The organism is Geomonas sp. Red276 (assembly GCF_054784495.1).
Genome location: NZ_BLXW01000008.1, coordinates 35,658 through 58,340, shown reverse-complemented (window position 1 = coordinate 58,340; position 22,683 = coordinate 35,658). Strand labels below are relative to the sequence as shown.

Genomic DNA, 22,683 nt, shown 5'->3' with positions numbered 1-22,683 from the left:
GGGCACGACCATTCATTTATTTTCCGGAGTAAAAACCGATCGGGAGGAGAAACCATGAGACTGCCATCGAGCATCGTGATCCTGGCTGTGCTTACCTGCGGGATTTCCGGGGCCCACGCCCTGGAACTGAAGGATGTCACCTTCAACACCAACGGCGGCGGAAAGGTGGTCTTCAGCCACGAGAAGCACCTGAAGAAAAAGGAGCTGAAGAGCCGCAACGTCAGCTGCAAATCCTGCCATGACATCGCCGCCAAGCCGGGTGTCCACTTCACCATGGCCGACATGGAAAAGGGAAAGTCGTGCGGCAAGTGCCACACCGGCCAGAAGGCCTTCGCCCTGGCCAAGTGCACCGGCTGCCACAAGGTCAAGGAGGTCACCTTCCAGGTCAAGGAAACCGGCCCGGTCCGCTTCAGCCACAACAGCCATTTAAAGAGCATGCAGTGCAGTTCCTGCCACAACAAGCTCTTCAATACCGGCTCCAACAAATCGGTCACCATGGCGGAGATGGAACACGGCAAGTCGTGCGGCGCCTGCCACAACGGGACCAAGGCCTTCAGCATCGAGAAGTGCGGAAGCTGCCATCCCTCGCCCAGGCAGGTGGTCTTCAAGGTCAAGGAGACCGGCCCGACCATCTTCAGCCATGCCCGGCACGTCGAGAAGTACAGCTGCAGCGCCTGCCACACCAAGATCTACGCCCTGGGGTCGAGCAGGCACGTGACCATGGCCGCCATGGAGAAGGGCAAGTCGTGCGGCGCCTGCCACAACTCGCGGGACGCCTTCGCGGTGGCCCAGTGCAGCAGGTGCCACCCCACCAAGGAGATCACCTTCAAGCTGGCCGCCATCTCCAACGCCAAGTTCGATCACGACAAGCACCTGGCCAAGTACAAGTGCAGCGCCTGCCACACCGGCACCTTCCCGCTTTCTACCAAGGCGAGGCCGGTGACCATGTCGGAGATGCACCGCGCCAAGTCCTGTGGCCTGTGCCACGACGGCCAGAAAGCCTTCTCGGTCTCGGGTAACTGCGACTCCTGCCACATCAAGGACAGCCGGGCGGCATCGACTCCGGGGGATGAGAAAGGGTAGACGGGGGAATTAGCGAGGGGATCGAGGAGTAGCCATTGGAAGCCGGCTCCAGGAAAAACGCCCCCTCCCGATTCGGGAGGGGGCGTCGTGCAAGAAGGGATGAGGGTCATTCGAACCTGCGGATCCGCTCGAGCCTGGCGGCCGTATCGCGGATGGCCCGGAAGGCGTAGCTCGTCACCGTGAAGTGTTCCAAAAGTAACAGTACAAGGCCGGCCACGAAAACCACCGGGAAGAAGGTATCCGCGTGCTCGGTGAAGATGCAGAGGGGATAGAAGACGGTCGGAAGACCGACGTTGTACCAGCTGTACCCCGGTTGGCCGTCCCCTCCCCGGCGCCCGATGATCAGCACGAAGGAGGAGAGCCATGACACCGCCAGCACCAGGTGAAGGGCGACCGGTGGCGGCCCGTCACCCACCATCTCCCTGATCTCCGTCGGGATCAGGCTGAAGAGCCCCGAAGAACTGCCGTAAAGGGCGGCCGCGCTTGCCGCCATGAAGAGGACGAGCCCCCACAGTCCACGGCGGGAAAGGGCATGGAGGGCGGCCAGTTGCTCCTCCATCCGCTCGCAGTTGGTCTCGTGGACCGGCTGATACATCGAACGCTCATGGTGAACGGCACTCTTAGGTCTTAGCTGCTCTATCAGGTGTCCTAACATGGCGTGCCTCCTTTACCGCATCAGTGGCTGCTACCCTGGCTGATGTCCCCCTCCCCCGTGGGGTGGTCCGCCGCAGTATTCCGGGTAGTGGCGGACCGGGCGGTAGCCGGGGGGAACCAGTGCATCGTCCTCGCTCGGGCGGTGATGGTCGTCATGCTTGGGGAGCTCCTCCCAGCCGGTCAGCATCGGCTTGATGTAAGCCATCGGAGTGGCGCCCAAGGTCGCCAGGTAGACGTGGGTGAAGAGGAAGGCACAGAGCGAGCAGGCCAGCAGGAAGTGGAGCCCGTCGATCACCTTCAGTCCTCCCCAGGCGAGGATCAGCACCCGCAACGGGGTGACGTTCATGAGCAGTATCCCGGTCAGCCCGACCAGCGGCATGAGGACGAACATCACCGCCAGGTAGGCAGATTTCTGCATGGGGTTGAACTTCTCCTCGGGCGTGGCGTGGAAGGGGCTCGGCCTCCCCAGGAAGTACCAGAAGCAGTAGAACATGAGCTGGCGAACGATGCCGTGTTTCAGGTCCTCCTCGTTCGGGATGTAGAGCCGGTCCAGGGTGTGCTTGACCATCTTGTAGTAGAAGAACCAGAACGAGAACGAGACGGAGACGATCACGCCGGCGACGTTGTGGACGTGGATGGCGTTGCGATAGCTCCCCAGGGCCTGGACAGTCTCGGGAAAACGGATCTGGGCTCCGCTGACGATCAGCGTGATGATGCCGAAGGCGTTAACCCAGTGCCAGATCCTCACCGGTATCGGCTGCAGGTATATCCTTATCTTCTCTCTCATCACGGTTCCTCCTCTTCTTTTCTATTCTTGCGGGTCAAAAAGCGCAGCGTACCGTGCCCGACCGGCATGATCAATCCACCGCAGATGATGGCCAGCCCGACGATGTTCATCCGGGAGCTCTTGGTCGATCCCATCAGGTAGAAATCGGGGGTGCTGTACACGACGTCCAGCACGGGACCCCTCTGGACGGCGATCCGCTGGAAGGTGCCGCCCGCCTGGGGGAGCGAAAGATAGCTCTTCTGCATGTGGGGCGTACCGGAGGCGTGGCAGAAGGTGCAGTTGCGGCGGTCGTCCAGGATCTCGAACTTGTGGCTGGCGACCTCCGGCGTCATCATCCCCTGCAACCTCAGGAACCGATGGGAGGGATCCTTGTTGAAGGCGCGCAACTCGTCGATGGAGACGGTGCGGTCCCCGTTGGTGTCGATGAGGGAAACGACCTCTTTGCCCCCGGCGAGTCTCTTGAGGTCGTCATAGCTCGCCAATTCCGGCCGCCCGAAACGGGAGCCATCTTTTCCTTTCACGACGTAGAGGCTTAGGTAGTAGTCGGGTGACGCCGTGTGGCAGGTGATGCAGGGAAGCATCCTCAGGTGGAGATCCGCCTGGGGGAGCCATTCGCTGTGCTTGGCGGTCATCTCGAAGCCGTTGTGACATCCCGAGCAGATCTTGTTGATCTCCTCCCCGGATATCTCGACCGGCGTCTTGACCTTGTGGGGATCATGACACCCGGCGCAACCGGTCTTGCCGGCATGGATCCCGGAGGCATACTCCTCGCTTTCCGCCTGGTGGCATGCCCGGCAGTCGGCCTTTGCGCTACCGGCCGCCGGATGGGTCACGGCGGAGCCCCCATGGCACGTGGGGCAGCTGATGTTGGCGTGGGTGGTGTGAGCGTACCTGGCCCTGTCCACGAAGAAGGCGGGCTTGACCTTGGCGGCGTCGGCATGGCAGACAAGGCAGGCCTCGTTCCTGGCGGCCGAATCACCGTAGGAATAGCCGGATGCGTTCTCTCCCGCCGCGCACAGCCCCGCGAAGGCCGCGAGCGCCGCGATTACGATGGGCAGGGTGATGAAGTTTACGCGCTCTTTTTTCACGTGGACCCTCCTTTGCTTCCGAGTTCCCCCGGCTAGCGGGATTGCTCTTCGTTGGTGTCGTCTCTTTCCGTAGGCGCCCCTTTCCTGAAGCGGGAGGGGAGCTTGATTCCGAAGATGGGCAGTACCTGGGTCACGATGATCAAACCGCAGAAGCCGAGGAAAAGCCAGATGGCGGTGCTGCTCCCTTCCTCGGAGGCCTTCTGGGCGGCGGTCAGCGAGAGAAAGCTGGTTGCCACCACGAGGGCGGCCAAAGCTGCGAGCCACCACGCGCTGGTAACCGAATGCCTCCCCTCCTCGCGGCTTATTCCCTCTTCCAGCCCCGCGTCTAGCCCCGGTTCGGGAGCACCCTGGCTGCTGTGGCGAGCCTCGGGGAGCGCCCCCGCGTCGCGCTGCTTCTTCTCGAAGGCACACTCAACGGCCTGGCTCAGTTCGGCGGTGTCGTCCGGCGAGGAGGGTCTCAGGGCGTGGTAGAAGATACCCTCGTCGCGTACCTGGCGGGCTTCGGCCAGGGGCATCTCGTCGGAGACCATGATGACGTTCAGGTGGCGGTTGCATTTCTTGAGCAGATGAATCAGGTCCCGAGAGGAGACCTTCTTGTCAAAGTCGCTACCGAGCAGCAGGACGGGGGTCTGCTTCTCCAGGATGTTGCACAGGACGTGGACGGTCGAATCGGTGGTTTCTACTGCATAGCCCGCCTTCTGGAAGAAGTCCGCGAGTTGCCGGCGGTACTTGCCATCTTTGTCCGCTATCAGGATTCCTCGCTCGTCCATACCTCACCTCGCACCGTTGCGGCAGACTTTGAGGCTACTTCTTCTCCTCGCCGACAGCCACCTTAGCCTTTTTGCCGACCATGCCGTAGATCCCTTTCAACATGGCGCCGAGAAGCATGATGCCCGGGATGACCTGGACCACGATGACGGCAGCCAGGAAGAACAGGAAGAGTTTGGCCATAACGCCGCTCGCCGTGGAGAGGTCGGCTACTCCGGCGATGAGCAAGGTACCGGCGACGACCAGACTGATGATGGACCAACTCGAGACACGCGATGCCAGGGTGTTTTCGCTTTTGGTTTTCATGACGCTCTCCTTTCGATTGAATTTTTCCGGTGGGTCAACCATTAAAGAGCAATCACGATGCCAACTCGTCTTCGAGAGGTGAATACTTGCGATATAAGCCACTTACACCTAAACCGGCACCAGAAGAGAAAGCCCCCTTTTCTCGCGAAAGAGGAGCGCCCGCAGAGTCCGCCAGCAGCTCCACCGGCGTATTTTCAGTAAGTTAGAGCTGAAACAACCCCTTCAATGCGATGAATCCTTCCTTCCTGTCGCACAAGAACGATTCCTGCCGCGCAGGAAAGAGGAAGGAAGGTGAAATGGGGTGCATCTTGGCTCGCGGGAACGAGGGGAACGAGGGGAACGAGGGGAACGAGGGGAACGAGGGGAACGAGGGGAACGAGGGGAACGAGGGGAACGAGGGGAACGAGGGGAACGAGGGGAACGAGGTGGGGACGGGGAGGTCGAGGAGGTCGAGGAGGTCGGGAGTCGGGGAGTCGGGAGTCCAGCAGTCAAGGACAGGGGTAGCGGCAGGGTGGAATTGTGGAGCTGCGAGGGATGGCGGGGGCATTAATGGTGCTCCCGGGAAAGCTGCTAGCGGGTAAGCTGGTGGGACTTGAGGAGGGCGTAGAGGCGTGACTGAGACAGCCCCGAGAGGCGGCACGCTTCGGCGATGTCGTGATCGGTCAGGGACATGAGCTCACTCAGGTAGCGTTTCTCCGCGTCCGCGTAGATGTTCTCGCGGAATTCGTTGAGCTTGGGGAGCTCCGTGGGGGGAAGCGGCGGGGGCGACAAGGAGGGCTGCCGGTCATGGTGACGGCGCACCTCCTCCTGGGCGACCTGGACCCGGATGTGAGTCGGCAGGTGCTGGGCGAAGAGCATCGGCTCGTCGCGGGCCGCCAGCACGCTTCTCTCGATGGTATTGATGAATTCCCGGACGTTTCCCGGCCAGGGGTAGGTGAGGAGGGTTTCCACGAATTCCGGGCAGCTCCCCTTGGGGGAAAGGCCGTACCGTTCGCAGAAGCGGTCCATGTAGAAGCGGGCCAGGTCCTTGATGTCGTCCAGCCTCTCCCTCAAGGGGGGGAGCTCGATGACGAAGGTGCTGAGCCTGAACAGGAGATCGCCGCGGAAGGTTCCGGATTCCACCATCTCTTCCAGGTTCCGGTTGGTGGCCGCCACCAGCCGGAAGTCGCTCTCCACCTCGCGATTGCTTCCCACCGGGCGGAAGCGCCGCTCCTGCAGCACCCGCAGAAATGCTTTCTGGGCGGCATGGGGAAGTTCCCCGATCTCGTCGAGGAAAAGGGTCCCCCCGTTGGCCTCCCCTACCAGCCCCTCCCGGGCCCGCTCGGCTCCCGTGAAGGCCCCCTTCTCGTGACCGAAGAGGGTGCTCTCCACCAGGGTCTCGGGGAGGCTCGCACAGTCAGCCACCACGAACTGGCGGCCGGCCCTCTTGCTGTTGAGGTGCACCGCGCGCGCGAAGAGCTCTTTGCCGGTGCCGGTTTCTCCCAGGATCAGCACGCCGGCGTCGCTTCCCGCCGCCTTGGCCACCAGGTCGAGGCAGCTGTTGAGGCGGGCGCTGTTGCCGATGATGTTCTCCCGCTTGAGGGCCACCACCCCCGCGCCGGCCGCCTGCTTCTTCTGCTTGCGGTACTCCAGGGCGCGGGTGAGGGCCAGGGTGATGTCCTTGACCGAAGCCCCCTTCTCGATGTAATCCCAGGCCCCGTGCCCGATGGCGAGCTCCGCTCCCCGCGGGTCGCCGAAACCGGTCATGATGATGACTTCGGGGCGCGAGGGGGCCTGCGCGATGCGGGGAAGTACGTCGAGGCCGTTGCCGTCCGGCAACCGGACGTCGAGCAGGACCAGGTCGAATTCCTCCGCCACACGCGCCAACCCCTCCTTCAGGGTCCGCTCGCAGACCGCCTCGTGTCCCGCCCGCTTCCCGACCAGGGACATCGACTGGCAGATCGACTCCTCGTCATCGATGATCAGAATGCGCGCCATGTTCTCCCTGTCCTTCCGGTGGCCGCGTGAGGGCCCGGCGGATAGCGGCCGCCATTTCCTCCCGGTCCAGCGGCTTGTGGGCCACCTCCCGGATACCTTCCAGCTCCTCGCCGGCCCGCTGCAGCGCCTTCTCGGCGGCGGGGCCCAGCCCCGTGCAGAGGATGACGGGGATATCGGGCCGGATGGAGATCAATTCCCGGGTCAACTCGGTGCCGGTCATCCCCGGCATGGTCTGGTCCGTGATCACCAGGTCGAACTCGTCCGCCCGCGCCTTGAAGAGCTTGAGCCCTTCCAGACCGTCCCGTCCGACGGTTACCCGGTACCCCATCCTCTCGAGCATCTTTTTCCCCGAGAAGGCCACCTCCTCCTCGTCATCGACGAAGAGGATCCGTTCCCCGCCGGAAAGGGCCGGAGCGGGCGCCACCACCGCCGGCTCCGCCACCCCCGGCTCGCCGATGCGGGGCAGGTAGACCTCGAAGGTCGATCCTTCGCCGGGGCGGCTACTGACGGTAATGGCCCCGCCGTGGTTTCTCACGATCCCATGGACCACCGACAGCCCCAAACCGGTCCCCTCCGCCTTCCCCTTGGTGGTGAAGAAGGGGTCGAAGATCCGCTCCATGACCGCCGGGGCCATGCCGTGCCCGGTATCCTTGATGGTCAGTTTGAGATAACAGCCCGACGGGAGGTCGGGCCCGCCGGTAGCGGCGGCGGTATCGAGGCCGACGTTCTCGAGAGCGATATCAAGCGTCCCCCCCTTCTGCCCCATGGCGTGGATGGCGTTGGTGGCCAGGTTCATGATGATCTGGTGGATCTGGGTCGGGTCCCCCATGATGAGCCCCGGGTGCTCGGCGACCTTGGTGCGGACCGATATGGAGCTGGAAAAGGATCCCCTCAGGAGGTTCAGGCACTCGTTGAGGATGGGGGCGATCTCCACCGGCTGGCGCTCCTGCTCCCCTTGGCAGCAGAAGGTCAGGATCTGCCGGACCAGCTTTCTCCCCCGGTGGCTCGACTTCAGCACCACCTCCATGAGTTCCCGAAGCGGGCTCTCCTGCGGGAGATCGTCCAGGGCGAGCTCGGTGCAGGTGATGATGGAGGCCAGGTGGTTGTTGAAGTCGTGGGCGATCCCGCCGGCCAGGGTGGCGATGGCTTCCATCCGCTGGGCCTGCCGGAGCTGCCGCTCCAGGTGCACCTCGTGGGTGACGTCGCGGATCAGCACGGCATGGCTCGACACCGCGCCGGTGGCGTCCAGGATGGACCAGAGCCGGGCGTCGATCTCGTAGAGGTCCCCCCCTTCCCCCTTCTGGATGAAGTTCCCGGTCCGCTGGTAGCCGTTACAGAGCGCGGTCCAGATGGCGATGAAAAAGGCCCCCGTCTGCCGCTCCTCCCCGAGGGTGTTGATCTTTCTTCCGACCATCTCGTCCGGGGCGTGCCCGGTGATGCTCCGGATGGCGGGATTCACGTACTTGATGGTGCCGTCCGGGTCGAGCAGGATGATACCTTCCATCGACTGCTCGACCACCGAGGCGAGCATCTTTCTCTCCTTCTCCACGATGCGCCGCTCGGCGTTCATCCTGAGGGTGGAGATCCCGTAGGAGAGATCCTGGGCCAGTTCCTCCAGGAGCTTGACCTCCTCTTTCCCGAAGGCGCGCTTCTCGGCGGCGAAGATCACCAGGGCGCCCAGCGGGTGGCCATCGCTCGTCAGCGGGAGAGAGATCGAGGAGGCGAAGCCGTGCTTGAGCCCCTCCTCGCGCCACAGCGCCCAGGAAGGGTCGTAGAGGATGTTCTGGACGATGCGGGTGGTGCCGGTCCGGATGGCGGTCCCCGTCGGCCCCCGGCCACGGTCGATATCCGCCCAGCTCATGTCGAGGCTGGTGAGGTAGCCGTCCTGGTCCCCCCACTGGGCCACCGGCCGGACCTTCTTCCAGCTGTCGTGCTCCGCCATCCCCACCCAGGCCACCTTGTAGCCGCCGATCTCCACGATGGTGCGGCAGATCTCCTTCATAAGCTGCAGCTCGTCGGTGGCGCGCACCATGGCCTGATTGCAGCCGCTGAAGGTCTTCAGGGCGCGGTTGACCCGGGAGAGCGACTCCCTGCCGCGGGAGGTCTCGCTTTCGGAGCGCCGGATGAGGAAAAAGAGGAGAGCGGCGGTGGCGAAGATGAAAAGGGTATGGCTGGCCGTCTCGGCGGTGACCTTGGCGAGGTCGCCGGGATTGGCGATGGCGACCGGGAAGAGGCAGAAGACCCCGCCCCAGGCGACCCCGATCACCGCGTAGATGATGCTGATGTTGAGAGGGGTGAGCCTTCTGTTCAACTGCCTGGCATTCATGATTCCCTCCTCTCGCCACGGCACCACAACCGACTGACAACGAAGAGAAAAACCAGCCCGCCCCGCCGGTGACGGGAGCACCGCGCAAGCCGCACCCTTGGAAGGTATCCCGGGAGGCCAGGCACCTTCTAAGACGGGTCAGGCTCCTTCGTTAGAAGGTGGCCGACCCCCTTCCGGAGTGACTTCCTCCCGGAGAGAAGGGGGGAGAAGAACACTCGGCAGGGGCGAGATCGAGATCCGGGAAAAAGGTCAGTTGACCCCTTTCTCGAAGTAATCCTTCACCGAGATCCCGAGCCGTTTGAGCATGGTCTGGAAATTGGGGCGGAGCATTCCGGTCTCCTCGGCAGCCCGGGAGATGTTCCAGTTGCTTCGTTTGAGCGCGTTCATGACGAAGGCCTTCTCCACGCTTTCCACCGAGCGGTCGCGTATCTGGCGCTTCATCTCCTTCAAGTCCTCGGCGTTGGTGGGCACATAGCCGTCGAAACCGCCGGCCCCCTCCGCCGCCTCGGCCAGCTCCAGGTTCTCTTTCTGGACCACGCTCCCCTCGGCGAGCACCACGGCCCGTTCGATGGTGTTGACCAGTTCCCGCACGTTACCGGGGTAGGCGTAATTCTCGAGGAATTCCATGGCGTCGGGGGCGAACCCTTTGAGGTCTTTGCCGACCTCCTGGACGAACTTGTTGAAGAAATGCCGGATGAGCAGCGGGAGATCACCCTTGCGCTCGCGCAGGGGGGGGAGGTCGAGGGGGATGATGTTGAGGCGGAAGTAGAGGTCCTCGCGGAACTTGCCTTCCGCGATCATCGGTTTGAGGTTCTTGTTGGTGGCGGCGACCAGGCGGATGTTGAACGCCACCGGCTGGGTCCCGCCGATCGGGGTGACCTGGCGCTCCTGGAGTACCCGCAGGAGCTTCGCCTGGGTGGAGAGACTGATGTTGGATACCTCGTCCAGGAAGAGGGTGCCGCCGTCTGCCACCATGAGAAGCCCCATCTTGGTCTGCACGGCGCCGGTGAAGGAGCCCTTGACGTGCCCGAAGAGCTCGCTCTCCAGGAGGTTCTCGGCCAGGGCGGTGCAGTCCACCGCGACGAAGGGCTGGTCGCGGCGTGAGCTGTTCTTGTGGATGGCGCGGGCGGCGAGCTCCTTGCCGGTCCCGCTCTCCCCGGTGATCAACACGGTGCTGTCGGTGGCGGCAACCTGGATGATCCGGTGGTAGACCTTCTGCATCTCGCGGCTCTCTCCCACGAACTGGTCGAAGCCGTGGTGGCAGTCGATCTCCTTGCGTATGTAGATGTCGTCGGGGGAATTCTTCTTCTGTTCCAGGGCCCGGTGCACCTTCTCCAGGATCTGGTCGGGGGCGAACGGTTTGACGATGTAGTCGACGGCGCCGTTTTTCATGGCGTCGACCGCGGTCTCCACGGTGGCGAACCCGGTGATCATGATGACCGGTTTTTCCGGCTGCAGGATCTTGACCGCGTTCAGCACCTCGAATCCGCTCATTCCCGGCATCTTCAAGTCAGTGATGATGAGGTCGAACTCTCTTTGCTGCAAAAGCTCGATGGCCGTGTGCCCGTTCTTGGCCACTTCGACGGCAAAGGCATCGCCTTCCAGGATGCGTGTGAGTCCCTCCCTGATAACAGCTTCATCATCGACTACAAGGATGTTCATAGCCCGACCCTCTTAGCGCATTGAAAGATGCCAGCGAGATCCATTGCAGTGCGACCTTTTGTCTCATGCTTCCCGGGATGAGACAGCGGGCCAGCCGTAGGGCGCAATTATGATGCTTCACTATGTCTCACAACGAGACCAATGTCAACCAAAAGTCATGAAAATAGGTTCACTGCAAATTCACCAATAAGTAATGCCTGGAAAATGGATGTCGATCGTGACGCAACTTCAGCCTCTTGCCGTGATCTCCTTCACAATAAACGGGTGTATGTCCTCCCCATACACTCGATCCAGTCAGTCACCCCACTGCAACATGCTGCTTTCACGGATATTTTACCGTCATTCATGGGCGGGGAGGACTGGTGACCTGTATAGCGGCGGTATACAGGCCGGGGGGTAGCCCGCCACCCGACCAGCCATCAAAGCCCTTTATTTCCGGCATCTTACCAGGAATGCCTTACGATGGCACGCTCGATGCTATTAAAGGTTACAAACGATATATCTGCCATCAGATGACGCTAATGCTGCCGAAAAAGGAGAACACCATGAAAACCTTATCTGCAACGGCACTGTCGCTGGTCATCACCGCCACCCAGGCCCTGGCCTCCGGAGGGGAGAATCACGAAGGGATGGGTCTCCTCACCACGTTCTTCATCGCGTTCGCGGTGCTCATCATTCTGTTCCAAATGGTACCCGGCCTCTCCCTCTTCCTCGGGATGCTGAAGGGGATCTTCTCCTCCGGGCGGCGGGAGAAGGAGGTCGTCGGAGGCAAGTAGGGAGTTGCGGGCCCCGGCCGGCACCAAGGCGACGGGTACCACCAGCATGAGGGCAAAGCTATGCAAGGACTACTCATCGTGGACGAAGACATGGACTGCCGCAAACAGATGGCCTCCATGTTCATAGAGTTCGGCTACAACGTGATCGTGACCAACTCGGTGGAGAGCGCTCTCTCCGGGATCCTCAAGAAGACCGCCCAGGTGGTGCTTCTGGGAACCAAGTTCGACGAGCTGACCGCCGCCGAGTTGATTCCGCTTCTTAAGCAGTGCAACCGCAAGCTGACCATCATCCTGGTCGCGGCCGACACCTCGCTGCCGCTCATCAGGAAGCTTAGGACCGAGGGGATCTTCTACCACGCACTCAAGCCGGTGGACGCCGAGGACCGGGAAGAGATCAGACAGGCGGTGCAGTGCGCGTTCGAGAGCGTACGCCTGCAGCCGACCTGACCACCAGACCGACGACAGCAATGAGCTGAACAATAGGCCAGAAACAACATCAAAAGGATACCAAGGAGGAACACCATGAAAACGACATCGAGGCTCCCAGTGGCAGTAAACGCGGCTCTCATCACCCTGATGTGGACTCTCAACGCCCACGCCGCCTCCACCAACAAGGTCTTCATCAGCAAGATCGGCATCTTCATCTTCCTGGGGTTCTGCGCGCTGGTGCTGGTGGTCCAGCTGATCCCGGCCATGATGACCCTCTACGGGATGCTCAAAGGGGTCAGCAAGGAACAGGAGAAGGCAACCAGCCGGGTAAGGGGACACTGACAAGCCAACCCACTCTCAGGATAAAGGAGTAAGGCCATGCTCGACCAAATCGGACAATTCAAGGAAGTCTTCACCCTGGTGGACTTCTACCAGTACATAAAAGGGGTCGAATACCTGATCTGCGTCGCCTTCTTCATCGGGTTCCCGGTGTTCTACCGCTACCTCCACAAGCGCGAGCAGGACGAGAAGACCGCCCAGTCGCAGCACTGACGGTCACCTAAAACACCTCTTTCATGCGACCCATTACCAAGGGCTGGGGGGCGCCGACCGCCCCCCGCACCTCAGGAGAACGACATGCCCTCTTTCAGAATCTTCATACTCGCCGCCCTCGTGCTGTCCCTGATGGCGACCCAGGCATGGTCCACGTCGTTGCCGGACAGCGTCACCCTCAACCAAAACGGCAAGCTCTACAAGCCGTTCACCTTCAACCACGCGAAGCACATCTCGCTCATCAAGGAGTGCTCGGACTGCCACCATCACACCACCGGCACCCTGGTGACCGATCCCAACTGTGTTAGATGCCACGCCAACTCCAGCCCGACCGCGGTGGTCTCCTGCAAGGGATGCCACTCCTCCTCCCCGTTCAGCCCCGCTACCCTGGCCGAGAAGCGCGAGGCCAAAGGGCGCTACCACCTCGACAAGATGGGGCTCAAGGGGGCCATGCACGAAAACTGCATCGGGTGTCACAGCAAGCGCTCCCAGGGGCCGGTCGGCTGCCAGGAGTGCCATCCGCGCACCAAGGAAGGTGACGCCTTTTACAACGCCGACAAGCAGGCCCGCGGCCCGGCCGCCAACCATGCCAAGGCCGAATGACCCTTAGGCAAAGCCCGCAAGTCCATCATCTATTCCGGAGGAAACCGCGATGAAACGTAGAAATTTCCTGAAAGCGTGCGTCATAGGCGGAGCAACCATCACGCTGGGCAAGACCAACAAGGGGTGGGCGAGCGGCTCGTTCGAGGGATATCCCGAGGCGATGGGTGTCCTGGTCGACACCACCCGCTGCATCGGCTGCCGCAGCTGCGAAGCCGCCTGCAACAAGGAGCAGAACCTTCCCGAGCCCGAGACCTCCTTCACCGACAAGTCCGTCTTCGAAGAGCCCCGGCGCCCGACCTCCAAGGCCTACACCGTGGTCAACGAGTACGAGAAGAAATCGTCCGAGGGCCCGGTCTACCGCAAGGTGCAGTGCAACCACTGCAACGAGCCGGCCTGCCTCACCTCCTGCTTCGTCAACGCCTACACGAAGACCAAGGAAGGGGCGGTCATCTACAATCCGAAGATCTGCGTGGGGTGCCGCAACTGCATGATCGCCTGCCCGTTCAACGTCCCGGGCTACAGCTACGAAAGCGCGACCAACCCGGTCGTGAAGAAATGCATCCTCTGCTACGACACCCGTCTCAAGAACGGCAGGCCCCCCGCCTGCGTCGAGATCTGCCCGCAGGAGGCCTTGACCTTCGGCCACCGCGCCGACCTCGTGAAGCTTGCCCACGAGCGGATCAGGGAGAACCCCGAAAGGTACTACGACCACGTCTACGGCGAGAAGGAAGTCGGCGGGACCAGCTGGATGTACCTCTCCAGGGTACCCTTCGACAAGATCGGTTTCGACACCACCCTCTCCAACGATCCGATCATCTCCAACGTGAAGGACTTCCTCGGGATGGTGCCGATGGTGCTCTCGATCTGGCCGGCGCTCTTCTCGGGGATCCACCTCCTCTCCACCAGGAAGGAGGGGCACGATGACCACGGCCACCATAACGAACCCGGGCAGGAGGGATAACCAATGAAAAGATACGTACAGCGCGGTTTCTCACCGGTGACCTCCCCGTTCAATGAGAACGGCGAGAAACGGACCTTGATGAACAAGCTTCTCCTCGGGCTCACCCCGGGCGAGTACCTGTTGCAGGCGCTCAGGAACCCCTTCAACTGGGTGCTGGCCGTCATCTTCGCGGTCGGGATTCCCATCCTGATCGGCCGCTTCTACTACGGCCTCGCCTGGGCGACCAGCGGCTCCTACGACTACCCCTGGGGGCTCTTCCTGGGCTTCGGCCTCTTCGCCATGGTCCCCCTCTCCTCCTCGGGCTTCCAGCTCGGCACCGCCTGCGAGATCTTCGGCCGCCACGATCTGGAGCCGATCGAGCGGCTGGCCCTTTTAAACGGCCTCCTCGGCTACTTCTTCGCGGTCATGTATCTCATGGCCGACCTCGGGCAGCCGTGGCGGCTCCCCTACCCGATGGTGGTCTCCTTCGGTCCGGCCGCCGTCCTCTTCCTGGTCGCCTGGCACGTCGCCACCTATCTCTCGGTGCAGGTACTGGAGGTCTCCTCCGCCTTCTTCGAGTGGATCGGGCTCCCCGCCGGCAAGGCCGCGGTCAGAAGGATCACCCTCGGCCTGACGGTCGCCGGCATCATCCTTTCGACCCTGCACCAGGGGGCGCTGGGCGCGCTCTTCACCTACGCACCGGGCAAGGTGCACCCGCTTTGGTACTCCTCCTCCTTCCAGTGGCTGCACTTCTTCGTCTCCTCGCTGCCGGGCGGCCTCTGCATGGTGATCACCGTCAGCACCATCGCCAGCAAGATGATGACCTGGCGCGGCGACGTCAGGTTCCACAAGAGCCTGGAAAGGTGCCAGATCTCCTTGGCCAAGGGGGCCTGCATGGGGATCGCCACCTACATCACCATCAAGCTGATCGGGATCGCCCACGACAACAAGTGGAGCTACCTCGACACCGGCTGGGGGCAGTGGTTCATGCTCGAGATCATCGTCGGCTTCATGCTCCCCCTGGTGCTGATGACCTACGGCGCGCACATGAAAAACATTCGCATCGTCCGCATCGGCGCCCTCATGACCGTCATCGGCGTGGTGTTGAACCGCGTCAACACCGCGATGATCACCTTCAACTGGAAGCTTCCCGAGCGCGAGATCCCGCCGCTGCGCGAGTTCATCATCAGCGCCATGATCTTCGCGACCTACATCGTGGTCTACCGTTTCATCCTCTACCGCCTGCCGATCCTGTACCAGTGGAAGGCCGAGGAGGCGGTTGAGCCGGTGACCGAAACCGAAGCGGCGCACGACCCGATGCCGGTGAGAAGCCGCGACGGGCTGCCGGTCGGCACCTACAAGTCGACTACCAGGCTGGATTGAGAAACAGGATTGTGGGGCTGCCGGCTGTCGAGGGACGGCCGGCGCCCCCTTTAAGAGGTCAGACAGGTCAGACAGGTCAGACAGAAAAAGGCAGGCGGAAGCTCCGCGGCCAGGGAAGACGCGACCCGCGGGGCACAATCGGGAGAACGGCCATGTTCGACAAAATCGCAGGCAGGGCTCTGGTTCCAGTGGGGGTGGTGGTCACCGGTTTCTTGGCGGTCTGTTTCGTGCTGCTCTATGCCGGCATCAAGGACATCGTCATCAGGGACGCGGTCGGCCAGGCCAACAACCTGGCGGGGATCGTCCTCAAGTCGACCCGCTACGCGATGATGAACTCCGACCGTGATCTCAACAACAGCATCATCAAGAACATCAGCGAGCAAAAAGGGGTCGAGCACGTCCGGATCTTCAACAAGAAGGGGATCGTCGCCTTCTCCTCCCGCGCCAACGAGGTCAACCGCCAGGTGGACAAGAAGGCCGAAGGATGCGTGATCTGCCACGAGAAAGCGGTCCCGGTCGCCAGCGTGGGGGCCATGCAGCAGGCGAGAACCTTCCGCAACGCCGCCGGCACCGACGTCCTCGCCATCACCGCCCCGATCTACAACGAGCCCGAGTGCTACCAGGCCGCCTGCCACTTCCACTCCGCCTCCCAGCAGGTACTGGGGACCCTGGACATCGGGCTCTCCCGCGAGGCGACCCTGGGCGCACTCAACTCCATCAGGATGCAGATGATCTTCTTCTCGGTCCTGACCCTGATACTCACGGTGGCCGGTGTCATCACCCTCTTAAAGATCATCGTGCTGGTTCCGCTTCAGAAGCTGCAGAGGTTCACTGAGAAAAGCGAACACAACAGCAATGTCACACAGCCGACCGACCTCCCTTATGAGCTTGACAAGATTGCCAAATCCTATTACTTTATCAGGACTAAATTAGGAGAAATTGATAAATCCGCTTTGTAAAGCGCTCTGAAGGGATTGCGTTGCCATGGAGGGACCGACTGTGGCAGCCGGAGAGTAACAGATGGAGCAAGCGGGGGCAAATGAGATGGAGGCGGTTGAGCAGGCGGCAGGCAAGCCGCTCGCCTCACTGCGCCAGGAACTGCTGGACGAGATCGCTTCCCTGAGGCGCTTCTCGAACCGCGGCCTCCTGGCGCTTTCCCTTTTTTTGGTGGTCAGCACCCTGGCCTGGCGGGACTTCTGGTTCCTGCCGCGCCCGGAGAAGATCGTCGCCTCGCTGGGCGCACCCCCTTCCCCCCAGACGATCAGCATCGTGCTGGTCCTCTACACCTTCTCCGCCATCATCCTGAGCCTCTCCAGGCTGATGGCCGGCCTCAAGCACGCCAGCAGCTTCTGCCACGTCGGCTATACCGGGGTCTTCTATCTCTTCTACTATTTCGCCCAGGGTCTCCAGGACAACTACTGGGCGGTCTTCGGCGCCGGCTTCACCATCCTCTGCCTCGAGAGCTACCGGATCTGGACCTGGTCGCAGCAGCAGCTCGCCAAGAAAGGCGAGCAGCTCGCCTATCTCGACCGCACCGGGCTTTTACCGGTCGAGGACGACGAAGACGAGGACGATGATAGCTACTGAGAGCTCTGCGGGGTCGCCGGTTGGTAACGCTGGCACGGCTGCCCCGTCTTCATCCTCGGCACATCCATTACCGTGAAGATCGTGCAGCGTCCTTTGAGGTTGATCTGGCAATCCGTGTAGGTGCAGACCACGAAGGCCCGGTCGTTAGGCCCTGTCAGGAGCTGGTCCAGCTTCTCGACTACGTCCTTGTCCATGCCGGCCACCATGGCCACCTGTCTCAGTTCGTCGCCCATAGCCCCCTCCTTCCGCTGTCGCGGCTGCACCACATACCATGTTGATACCACATAACCGTGCCCCTCGATAGTCATTAATTTTCCCATGACAGTCATGGCTTCAACCATGACTGTCAAGACCACGCCAAAACCCCAGACACGGCTCCGAGTCGAGTACTCTATTTGCAATGGTTGGACGGACAACTCACGTTCCAACTACCGGCCAGGAAAGGAAAATATCCTTTGACGCCCATGCGGCTCAGTGATAGCATCCGTTCCATGAAGTACCTACCATGTAATGGGGTGGCCTTTGACCCGTCATAGTGCCACCTGCGGCGGATTGCCCCGCCAAGGAGGAGACCCGTGTCGGACTTGAAGGAATCCCTCGTGATGATGAGGGAAATGGCCAAATCACGCATCCAGATGCTCCAGGAAGGGGTGACCTTCCACGAAGAGAGCAAGAAGAGTTACTACCTTCGCGAATACGAGGCGAAGCTCAGGGAGTTGGACATCCAGATACGCCGCATGAGCCTCAAGCTGGTCCACTCGGCCAACTGACACGCCGAAAGCGGCTGCAGTACAAAAGAAAAAGGCCCCGGGAATCCCGGGGCCTTTTTACGTTTCAGGCTGGCGGCGAGGTCTAGGCCTTTTCGACCCTCACCTCGACGAGGTTGCTGTTCCCCACCAGGACGCCGTTGGCGTTTAAGTCGCGGAAGTGGACCGGGGCGAAGAGGAGACCCGGCTGCACCTTGTCGCTGACCTTGGCGGTGCCGGTCACCGAACCGGCTGCGGAGGAGAGTTTCACCTGGCCGCCGTCCTTGATCCCGAGGGAGGCGGCGTCCGCGTGGTGGAGCTCGATGTAGCCGGCCGGGGATACCGAGAGGTTGTTCTCCGAGCGGGTGGTCGAGGTGCCGTTGTGGAAGCCGATGGCGCCGACCAAGAGCCGGTGCTTGCCCGGGGCCGGGGCGGCGGTCTTCACTACCTGCCCGAAGGCGTAGGCCCCCTTGGCGGCCGGCTGAGCCTTGCGGTAGGAGCCGTTGGACTCCTTGTAGGAAGTGGCATCCTCCAGCTCGCAGAAGATGGCCCAGTGGGACCCCTTCTGGGTGGTGCCGGTGTAAGCGGTGTAGAGCTCGGCCAGGATGGCGGCGTCGTCGCGGGCATCGCCCGGGGCGTTGACCGACTTCGCGATAGGCTGGACCCGGTTGTCGCTGGAGGTGAAGGTCCCGCTCTTCTCGGCGGCCGCCGCGGCCGGGAAGACCACGTGGGCAAAGGGAAGCGAGTCGTTGTGGAAGATGTCCTGGACGATCAAAAGCTCGAGCTTGGCGAGCGCCTTCTTCATGCGGGCGCTCTCGGGGAAGCCGGCCAGGTCGCAACCCATGAGGTAGAGGGCCTTGATGCTCCCCTTCTCGATCCCTTCCACGATCCCCCAGAGCCCCTGGGCGCTGGCGGCCGGGGCGATCCCCATGTCGAGGAGGCCTACGGTGTTGTTCTTGGGGTCGATCGGGAAGACGCCGCCGTTGGCGCCGGCGATCACGGCGAGGTCGGCCAGAGCGGCGACCTTGGCGGCGGCATCCTGGCTGCGGATCACATCGGAGCCGAAGATGAGCGCCACCCGCTCCTTGCCGGCGATGAGCTTGGCGGCCTGGGCGATGGAGTCGGCGGGGATCCCGCACTGGGCGGCCAGGTCGGTCAGGGTGACCGCATCGAGCCCGGCCTTCAACCCCTCGGCGCCGGCCGGCAGCGGGGCACCCGACTCGAGGATGGCCTTCATGAGGGCGTAGATGAGGGAGAGCTCGCTCCCCGGGAGGTACTTCAGGTTCTTGTTGGCGAACTTCTTGAGCTTCACGTCCCTCATGTTGGCGAGGATCAGCTTGGCGTCGTTCTTGGTGGCCGCCTTGATGACCCGGTACTCGACGTTGGTCGCCTCGGCGTTCAGGTCGGTGCCGAACACGATGATGGCCTGGGCCTTGTCGATGGTGTCGATGGTGGCGCTGGTCCCGGTGAAGCCGAACTTCTCGGCCATCTGGGCCTGGGCCTGGGCAAAGCCGAGCCCCGCCTCCGAATCGACGTGGCCGGTCCCGACCGCGCCCTTCAGGAACTTGGCGAAGAGGAAGTTCTCCTCGTTGGTGACGCGGGGGGAGCCCAAGCCCGCCACCGCGGCGGCGCCGTCACGGGAGACGATCTCCTTGATCCTGTCGGCGGCGGTGGAGATGGCGGTCTTCCAGTCGCAGATGGCGAGCTTGCCGGAGGCATCCTTCACCATCGGGGTGGTGAGGCGCTCGGGGGAATCGAGGTAGCTGTAGCCGAAGCGGCCGTTGATGCAGAGGTTGCCGTCGTTGAAGGTGGCGTCGTCGCTGGTCACCCTCATGACGCGCCCTTCCTTGGCGTGGTACTCGATCTGGCAGCCGGAGCCGCAGAAGTTGCAGACGCTCTGCACGCGGGCGAAGGACCAGGGGCGCCCCTTGAACTTGAAGGACTTGGTGATGAGCGCACCGGTCGGGCAGACCGCCGCGCAGTTGCCGCAGAACTCGCAGTTCAAGGGCTTGCCGTCCACGGTGTCGATGATGGTCGCCTCGCCGCGGTCCACCACCTCGATGGCGTTGCAGCCGACCACCTCGTGGTCCACCTTCACGCACTTCTCGCAGAGGATGCAGCGGTTGGGGTCGCTCTCCAGGATCGGCCAGTCGTAGCGGATCGGGCGGCGCTCCAGGAGGGCCGAGTACTCCTGTCTGGTGGCCCCCAGGCCGTAGCAGGAATCCTGCAGGTCGCACTCGCCGCCGGCGTCGCAGACCGGGCAGTCCAGCGGGTGGTTCACCAGCATGAGCTCCATGATCTTGCGGCGCGCCTCTTTCAAGGCCGGGGTGTCGGTGGTGACCTTGATCCCCTCCTTGACCGGGGTGTTGCAGGCGGTCATGGTGCGGTCGACCCCCTCGACCTCTACCGCGCAGATGCGGCAGGCGCCGGTCGGGGATACCTTCTTGAGCCAGCAGAGCGTCGGGATCTTGATGCCTACGGTTGCCGCGGCCTCCAGTATGGTGGTACCCTTCTCGACCTGGACGCTCTTGCCATCGATGGTTAAACTGACCATGTAAAAAACCTCAGACTTTCAGTTATTGAATTCGTATGGAAAGGTAAGCGGTACGGGCCTAGACGGCCACCATGCCGATGCGGTAGCAGCGCAGGCACCTCTCGGCCTCGCGCACCGCCTGGCTGTCGACGAAGCCCAGCTCGACCTCGCAGTAGTTCTTGTAGCTCGCGCGCTCGGCGCCGTGAATCTCGGCCTGCCCTTCACGGGAGGCGCTGTCCAACCAGGAGACCTTCTCGTTCTTGTCGTACACGCCGAAGTAGGTGAGGATGTCCTCCATCCGCTCGTCGTCGGTGAGCGAGATCCCCTCCCCCTCGAGATAGCGGGCGATCACCTTGGCGGCGCGGTGGCCGCTCCCGATGCAGGCGACGACGGTCAGCGGGCCGATCTCGGCGTCGCCGCCGGCGAAGATGCCGTCGCAGTTGGTGATGAGCGTCCTGGAGAGCGGGTTCCCCATGCTGTCCATCAGGTCCTTGCCGTTGTCCCCCTTCAAGGGAACGTACTTGGTGACGATGGTGCTCCACTTGGTGGTGTCGATGCCGAGCTCGGCCGGGATGAAGGAGAGGTCGGCGTCCTGGCCGATGGCCGGGATGATGGTGTCGCACTCGATGACGAACTCGGAGCCCTGCACCGGTTCCGGACGGCGGCGCCCCGAGGCGTCCGGCTCGCCCAGCGCCATCCTGATCAGCTCGACGCCGGTGACCTCGTTCTTCTCGTTGGCGATGACCTTGGTCGGCAGGACCTGGAACTCGAACTTGACCCCTTCGTGATCCGCCCCGTCGACCTCCCACACGTCGGCCGGCATCTCGGCCCGGGAACGGCGGTAGACCAGGGTCGATTCCTCGGCCCCCTCGCGAAGCGCCACCCTGACGCAGTCGATGGCGGTGTTGCCGCCGCCGACCACGAAGACCTTCTTGCCCATCCCGGTCGGAAGACCGAGGTAGGCGGCCCTCAGGAAGTCGATACCGCCGGTGAGGAAGCCTTTGTACCCCTTGTCCTCGCCTTCCACGCCCATCGGCTTGGAACGGTGGGCGCCCGGAGCCAGGAACACCGCGGCGTGCTTCTGCTTGAGCTCATCGAGGGAGATGTCCTTGCCGACGCGGCAGTTGTAGACGATCTCCACGCCCAGCGACTGGATGATGTCGATGTCGCGCTGCAAGAGGTGGCGCGGCTGGCGGTAGGGGGGGATGCCGACCGCGACCATCCCTCCGCCGATCGGGAGCGCTTCGTAGATGGTGACCGGGTACCCTTCCAAAGCGAGGTAATAGGCGGCGGCGAGACCGGCCGGGCCGGCACCGACCACGCCGATCGATTTCCCTTTCTTCGGCTTGGCGACCATGGGGGGCTTTCTCTCGTGCATCCACTCGTAGTCGGAGGCGGTACGCTTCAAGACCATGATGTTGATCGACTCGTCCACGTTCTTTCTGCGGCAGGCGGTCTCGCAGGGATGCGGGCAGACGCGGCCGCAGACCGACGGCAGCGGCATGGAGTTGCGGATGGCCTCCAGGGAGAGGTCGTAACGGTAATCCTTGATGGCCTCGATGTAGGCCGGGATGTCGATGTGGGCAGGACACTTGTCCATGCAGGGGGCGGTGTACTTCTCGATGTAGGTGAACTCCTTGGAGAGGCTCTTGGCCCCCCGGATGTAGTTCACGAAGGCATCGCGGAAATGGGTGACCGCATCGCGCACCGGCACCGCGCAGCTCGGGCAGAGCGTGCACTTGGCGTGGGAGAGGAGCTCGCAGACCTCCAGGATGGTGTCCAGATCCTCTTCCTTGCCGTTCCCCTCGACGATCCGGGAGAGGGCGTCCATGATGACGCGGGTCCCCTTCTTGCCGGGGGTGCACTTGCCGCAGACGTACTTGGTCTGGGCTCTCTTCATGTACTCGGCGAGCATGACCGGGATGTCGACATCCTTGTTGTACAGGATGATGCCGTCCCAGCCGATGAAGGCGGACAGGGGACGCTCGCCGTCGTAGGTGACCGGGAGTTTGAAGCTCGCCGGCTTCGCCTCACCACCTTTGCGGTTGTCCACGATGTTTCTGCCCCAGCTGGAAAAAACAACCTCTGCCACTTAGGCCTCCGAAATAGCTGTAAAATTCGGCCAATTTTCGGCTAAATATTTACATTTATTGAGTAAATTAGACGGGTCAGATTGTATACAGTATCCAGTTTTTACCACATCACACCGCTCTAATCAAGGGAAAAATCACTCGCATAATCGGCGTCATAGCCGGTATACAGGAAAGGGAGTTTCGGGCCAGAATTAACAGTTGTTTTTAAAAGGCATTGACCCTAAGATCCGGATCGACCCTCCCGGCTGGCATAAATTTCCGCTGAGAGGTCACGGCTGTTTCGGGCCAAAAACGATGGCAATGACAGACACGGCTCTGGTGCAGGCAGAGTCTGTCACCTTGATGTTTACCACCCTTGCTCAATCAAACTCCCCCTTCCCTTCGAGGGGA

Annotated in this window: 22 protein-coding genes; 11 read left to right on the top strand and 11 right to left on the bottom strand. The window is 62.3% G+C overall.

Translation table 11 applies throughout. From position 1 onward, the window contains the following. The first annotated feature begins 54 nt into the window (after window positions 1-54). Window positions 55-1,083, top strand: a complete 1,029-nt coding sequence (locus tag ACYVL5_RS07710) for a cytochrome c3 family protein (RefSeq protein WP_460594977.1) — start codon at window positions 55-57, stop codon at window positions 1,081-1,083. Window positions 1,084-1,189: 106 nt separating this feature from the next. Here the strand turns inward: ACYVL5_RS07710 and ACYVL5_RS07705 are convergent, their stop codons facing one another. From ACYVL5_RS07705 to ACYVL5_RS07670, 8 genes are all read right to left on the bottom strand, one after another. Continuing rightward, window positions 1,190-1,678 (bottom strand): hypothetical protein, encoded by a 489-nt coding sequence (locus ACYVL5_RS07705; protein ID WP_460594976.1) that lies wholly within the window; start codon window positions 1,676-1,678, stop codon window positions 1,190-1,192. A 90-nt stretch (window positions 1,679-1,768) separates the two neighbouring features. Then, window positions 1,769-2,524 (bottom strand): cytochrome b/b6 domain-containing protein, encoded by a 756-nt coding sequence (locus ACYVL5_RS07700; RefSeq protein ID WP_460594975.1) that lies wholly within the window; start codon window positions 2,522-2,524, stop codon window positions 1,769-1,771. Next, window positions 2,524-3,612, bottom strand: coding sequence for a multiheme c-type cytochrome (locus tag ACYVL5_RS07695; RefSeq protein WP_460594974.1), 1,089 nt, complete (start codon window positions 3,610-3,612; stop codon window positions 2,524-2,526). The genes ACYVL5_RS07700 and ACYVL5_RS07695 overlap by 1 nt, the downstream gene beginning before the upstream one ends. A gap of 32 nt (window positions 3,613-3,644) precedes the next feature. Then, on the bottom strand, window positions 3,645-4,382 hold the full coding sequence (locus ACYVL5_RS07690; RefSeq protein WP_460594973.1) for a DNA-binding transcriptional response regulator: 738 nt from the start codon (window positions 4,380-4,382) through the stop codon (window positions 3,645-3,647). A gap of 34 nt (window positions 4,383-4,416) precedes the next feature. Beyond that, window positions 4,417-4,686, bottom strand: coding sequence for a hypothetical protein (locus tag ACYVL5_RS07685; protein ID WP_460594972.1), 270 nt, complete (start codon window positions 4,684-4,686; stop codon window positions 4,417-4,419). Window positions 4,687-5,256: 570 nt separating this feature from the next. Further along, a complete protein-coding gene (locus ACYVL5_RS07680) occupies window positions 5,257-6,663 on the bottom strand; it encodes a sigma-54-dependent transcriptional regulator (RefSeq protein ID WP_460594971.1) in 1,407 nt (468 codons plus the stop codon). Continuing rightward, window positions 6,638-8,989: a hybrid sensor histidine kinase/response regulator gene (locus ACYVL5_RS07675; RefSeq protein WP_460594970.1), complete on the bottom strand. Its 2,352-nt coding sequence runs from the start codon at window positions 8,987-8,989 to the stop codon at window positions 6,638-6,640. The genes ACYVL5_RS07680 and ACYVL5_RS07675 overlap by 26 nt, the downstream gene beginning before the upstream one ends. Window positions 8,990-9,238: 249 nt before the next feature. Then, the gene (locus ACYVL5_RS07670) at window positions 9,239-10,651 is read right to left on the bottom strand and encodes a sigma-54-dependent transcriptional regulator (protein ID WP_460594969.1); all 1,413 of its coding nucleotides are present in this window, start codon (window positions 10,649-10,651) and stop codon (window positions 9,239-9,241) included. Between the two features lie 545 nt (window positions 10,652-11,196). On the opposite strand from ACYVL5_RS07670, the gene ACYVL5_RS07665 reads away from it, so the two are divergent. The 9 genes from ACYVL5_RS07665 (at window position 11,197) to ACYVL5_RS07625 (ending at window position 16,921) form a co-directional block, all read left to right on the top strand. After that, window positions 11,197-11,427 (top strand): hypothetical protein, encoded by a 231-nt coding sequence (locus ACYVL5_RS07665; RefSeq protein ID WP_460594968.1) that lies wholly within the window; start codon window positions 11,197-11,199, stop codon window positions 11,425-11,427. Between the two features lie 60 nt (window positions 11,428-11,487). Further along, the gene (locus ACYVL5_RS07660; protein ID WP_250676630.1) at window positions 11,488-11,874 is read left to right on the top strand and encodes a response regulator; all 387 of its coding nucleotides are present in this window, start codon (window positions 11,488-11,490) and stop codon (window positions 11,872-11,874) included. 75 nt (window positions 11,875-11,949) lie between these two features. After that, the gene (locus tag ACYVL5_RS07655) at window positions 11,950-12,198 is read left to right on the top strand and encodes a hypothetical protein (protein ID WP_460594967.1); all 249 of its coding nucleotides are present in this window, start codon (window positions 11,950-11,952) and stop codon (window positions 12,196-12,198) included. A 36-nt stretch (window positions 12,199-12,234) separates the two neighbouring features. Further along, window positions 12,235-12,408: a hypothetical protein gene (locus ACYVL5_RS07650; protein WP_460594966.1), complete on the top strand. Its 174-nt coding sequence runs from the start codon at window positions 12,235-12,237 to the stop codon at window positions 12,406-12,408. Between the two features lie 84 nt (window positions 12,409-12,492). Further along, window positions 12,493-13,011, top strand: a complete 519-nt coding sequence (locus ACYVL5_RS07645) for a cytochrome c3 family protein (RefSeq protein ID WP_460594965.1) — start codon at window positions 12,493-12,495, stop codon at window positions 13,009-13,011. Between the two features lie 49 nt (window positions 13,012-13,060). Further along, window positions 13,061-13,972 carry a 4Fe-4S dicluster domain-containing protein gene (locus ACYVL5_RS07640; RefSeq protein WP_460594964.1) on the top strand — a complete coding sequence of 304 codons (912 nt, stop codon included), beginning with the start codon at window positions 13,061-13,063 and terminating at the stop codon, window positions 13,970-13,972. Window positions 13,973-13,975: 3 nt separating this feature from the next. Further along, window positions 13,976-15,334 (top strand): polysulfide reductase NrfD family protein, encoded by a 1,359-nt coding sequence (locus ACYVL5_RS07635; protein ID WP_460594963.1) that lies wholly within the window; start codon window positions 13,976-13,978, stop codon window positions 15,332-15,334. A 152-nt stretch (window positions 15,335-15,486) separates the two neighbouring features. Next, window positions 15,487-16,293, top strand: coding sequence for a cytochrome C (locus ACYVL5_RS07630; protein WP_460594962.1), 807 nt, complete (start codon window positions 15,487-15,489; stop codon window positions 16,291-16,293). A gap of 61 nt (window positions 16,294-16,354) precedes the next feature. Continuing rightward, a complete protein-coding gene (locus tag ACYVL5_RS07625; protein ID WP_460594961.1) occupies window positions 16,355-16,921 on the top strand; it encodes a menaquinol oxidoreductase in 567 nt (188 codons plus the stop codon). On the opposite strand, the gene ACYVL5_RS07620 is transcribed toward ACYVL5_RS07625, so the two are convergent. Then, window positions 16,915-17,154, bottom strand: coding sequence for a hypothetical protein (locus tag ACYVL5_RS07620; RefSeq protein WP_460594960.1), 240 nt, complete (start codon window positions 17,152-17,154; stop codon window positions 16,915-16,917). The genes ACYVL5_RS07625 and ACYVL5_RS07620 overlap by 7 nt on opposite strands. A gap of 342 nt (window positions 17,155-17,496) precedes the next feature. Here ACYVL5_RS07620 and ACYVL5_RS07615 point away from each other — a divergent pair, with 342 nt between their 5' ends. Next, window positions 17,497-17,691 carry a hypothetical protein gene (locus ACYVL5_RS07615; protein WP_250676639.1) on the top strand — a complete coding sequence of 65 codons (195 nt, stop codon included), beginning with the start codon at window positions 17,497-17,499 and terminating at the stop codon, window positions 17,689-17,691. Window positions 17,692-17,773: 82 nt separating this feature from the next. On the opposite strand, the gene nuoG is transcribed toward ACYVL5_RS07615, so the two are convergent. After that, window positions 17,774-20,221, bottom strand: a complete 2,448-nt coding sequence (gene nuoG, locus ACYVL5_RS07610) for an NADH-quinone oxidoreductase subunit NuoG (protein WP_460594959.1) — start codon at window positions 20,219-20,221, stop codon at window positions 17,774-17,776. A gap of 58 nt (window positions 20,222-20,279) precedes the next feature. Further along, window positions 20,280-22,292 (bottom strand): FAD-dependent oxidoreductase, encoded by a 2,013-nt coding sequence (locus ACYVL5_RS07605; protein ID WP_460594958.1) that lies wholly within the window; start codon window positions 22,290-22,292, stop codon window positions 20,280-20,282. Between the last annotated feature and the right edge of the window lie 391 nt (window positions 22,293-22,683).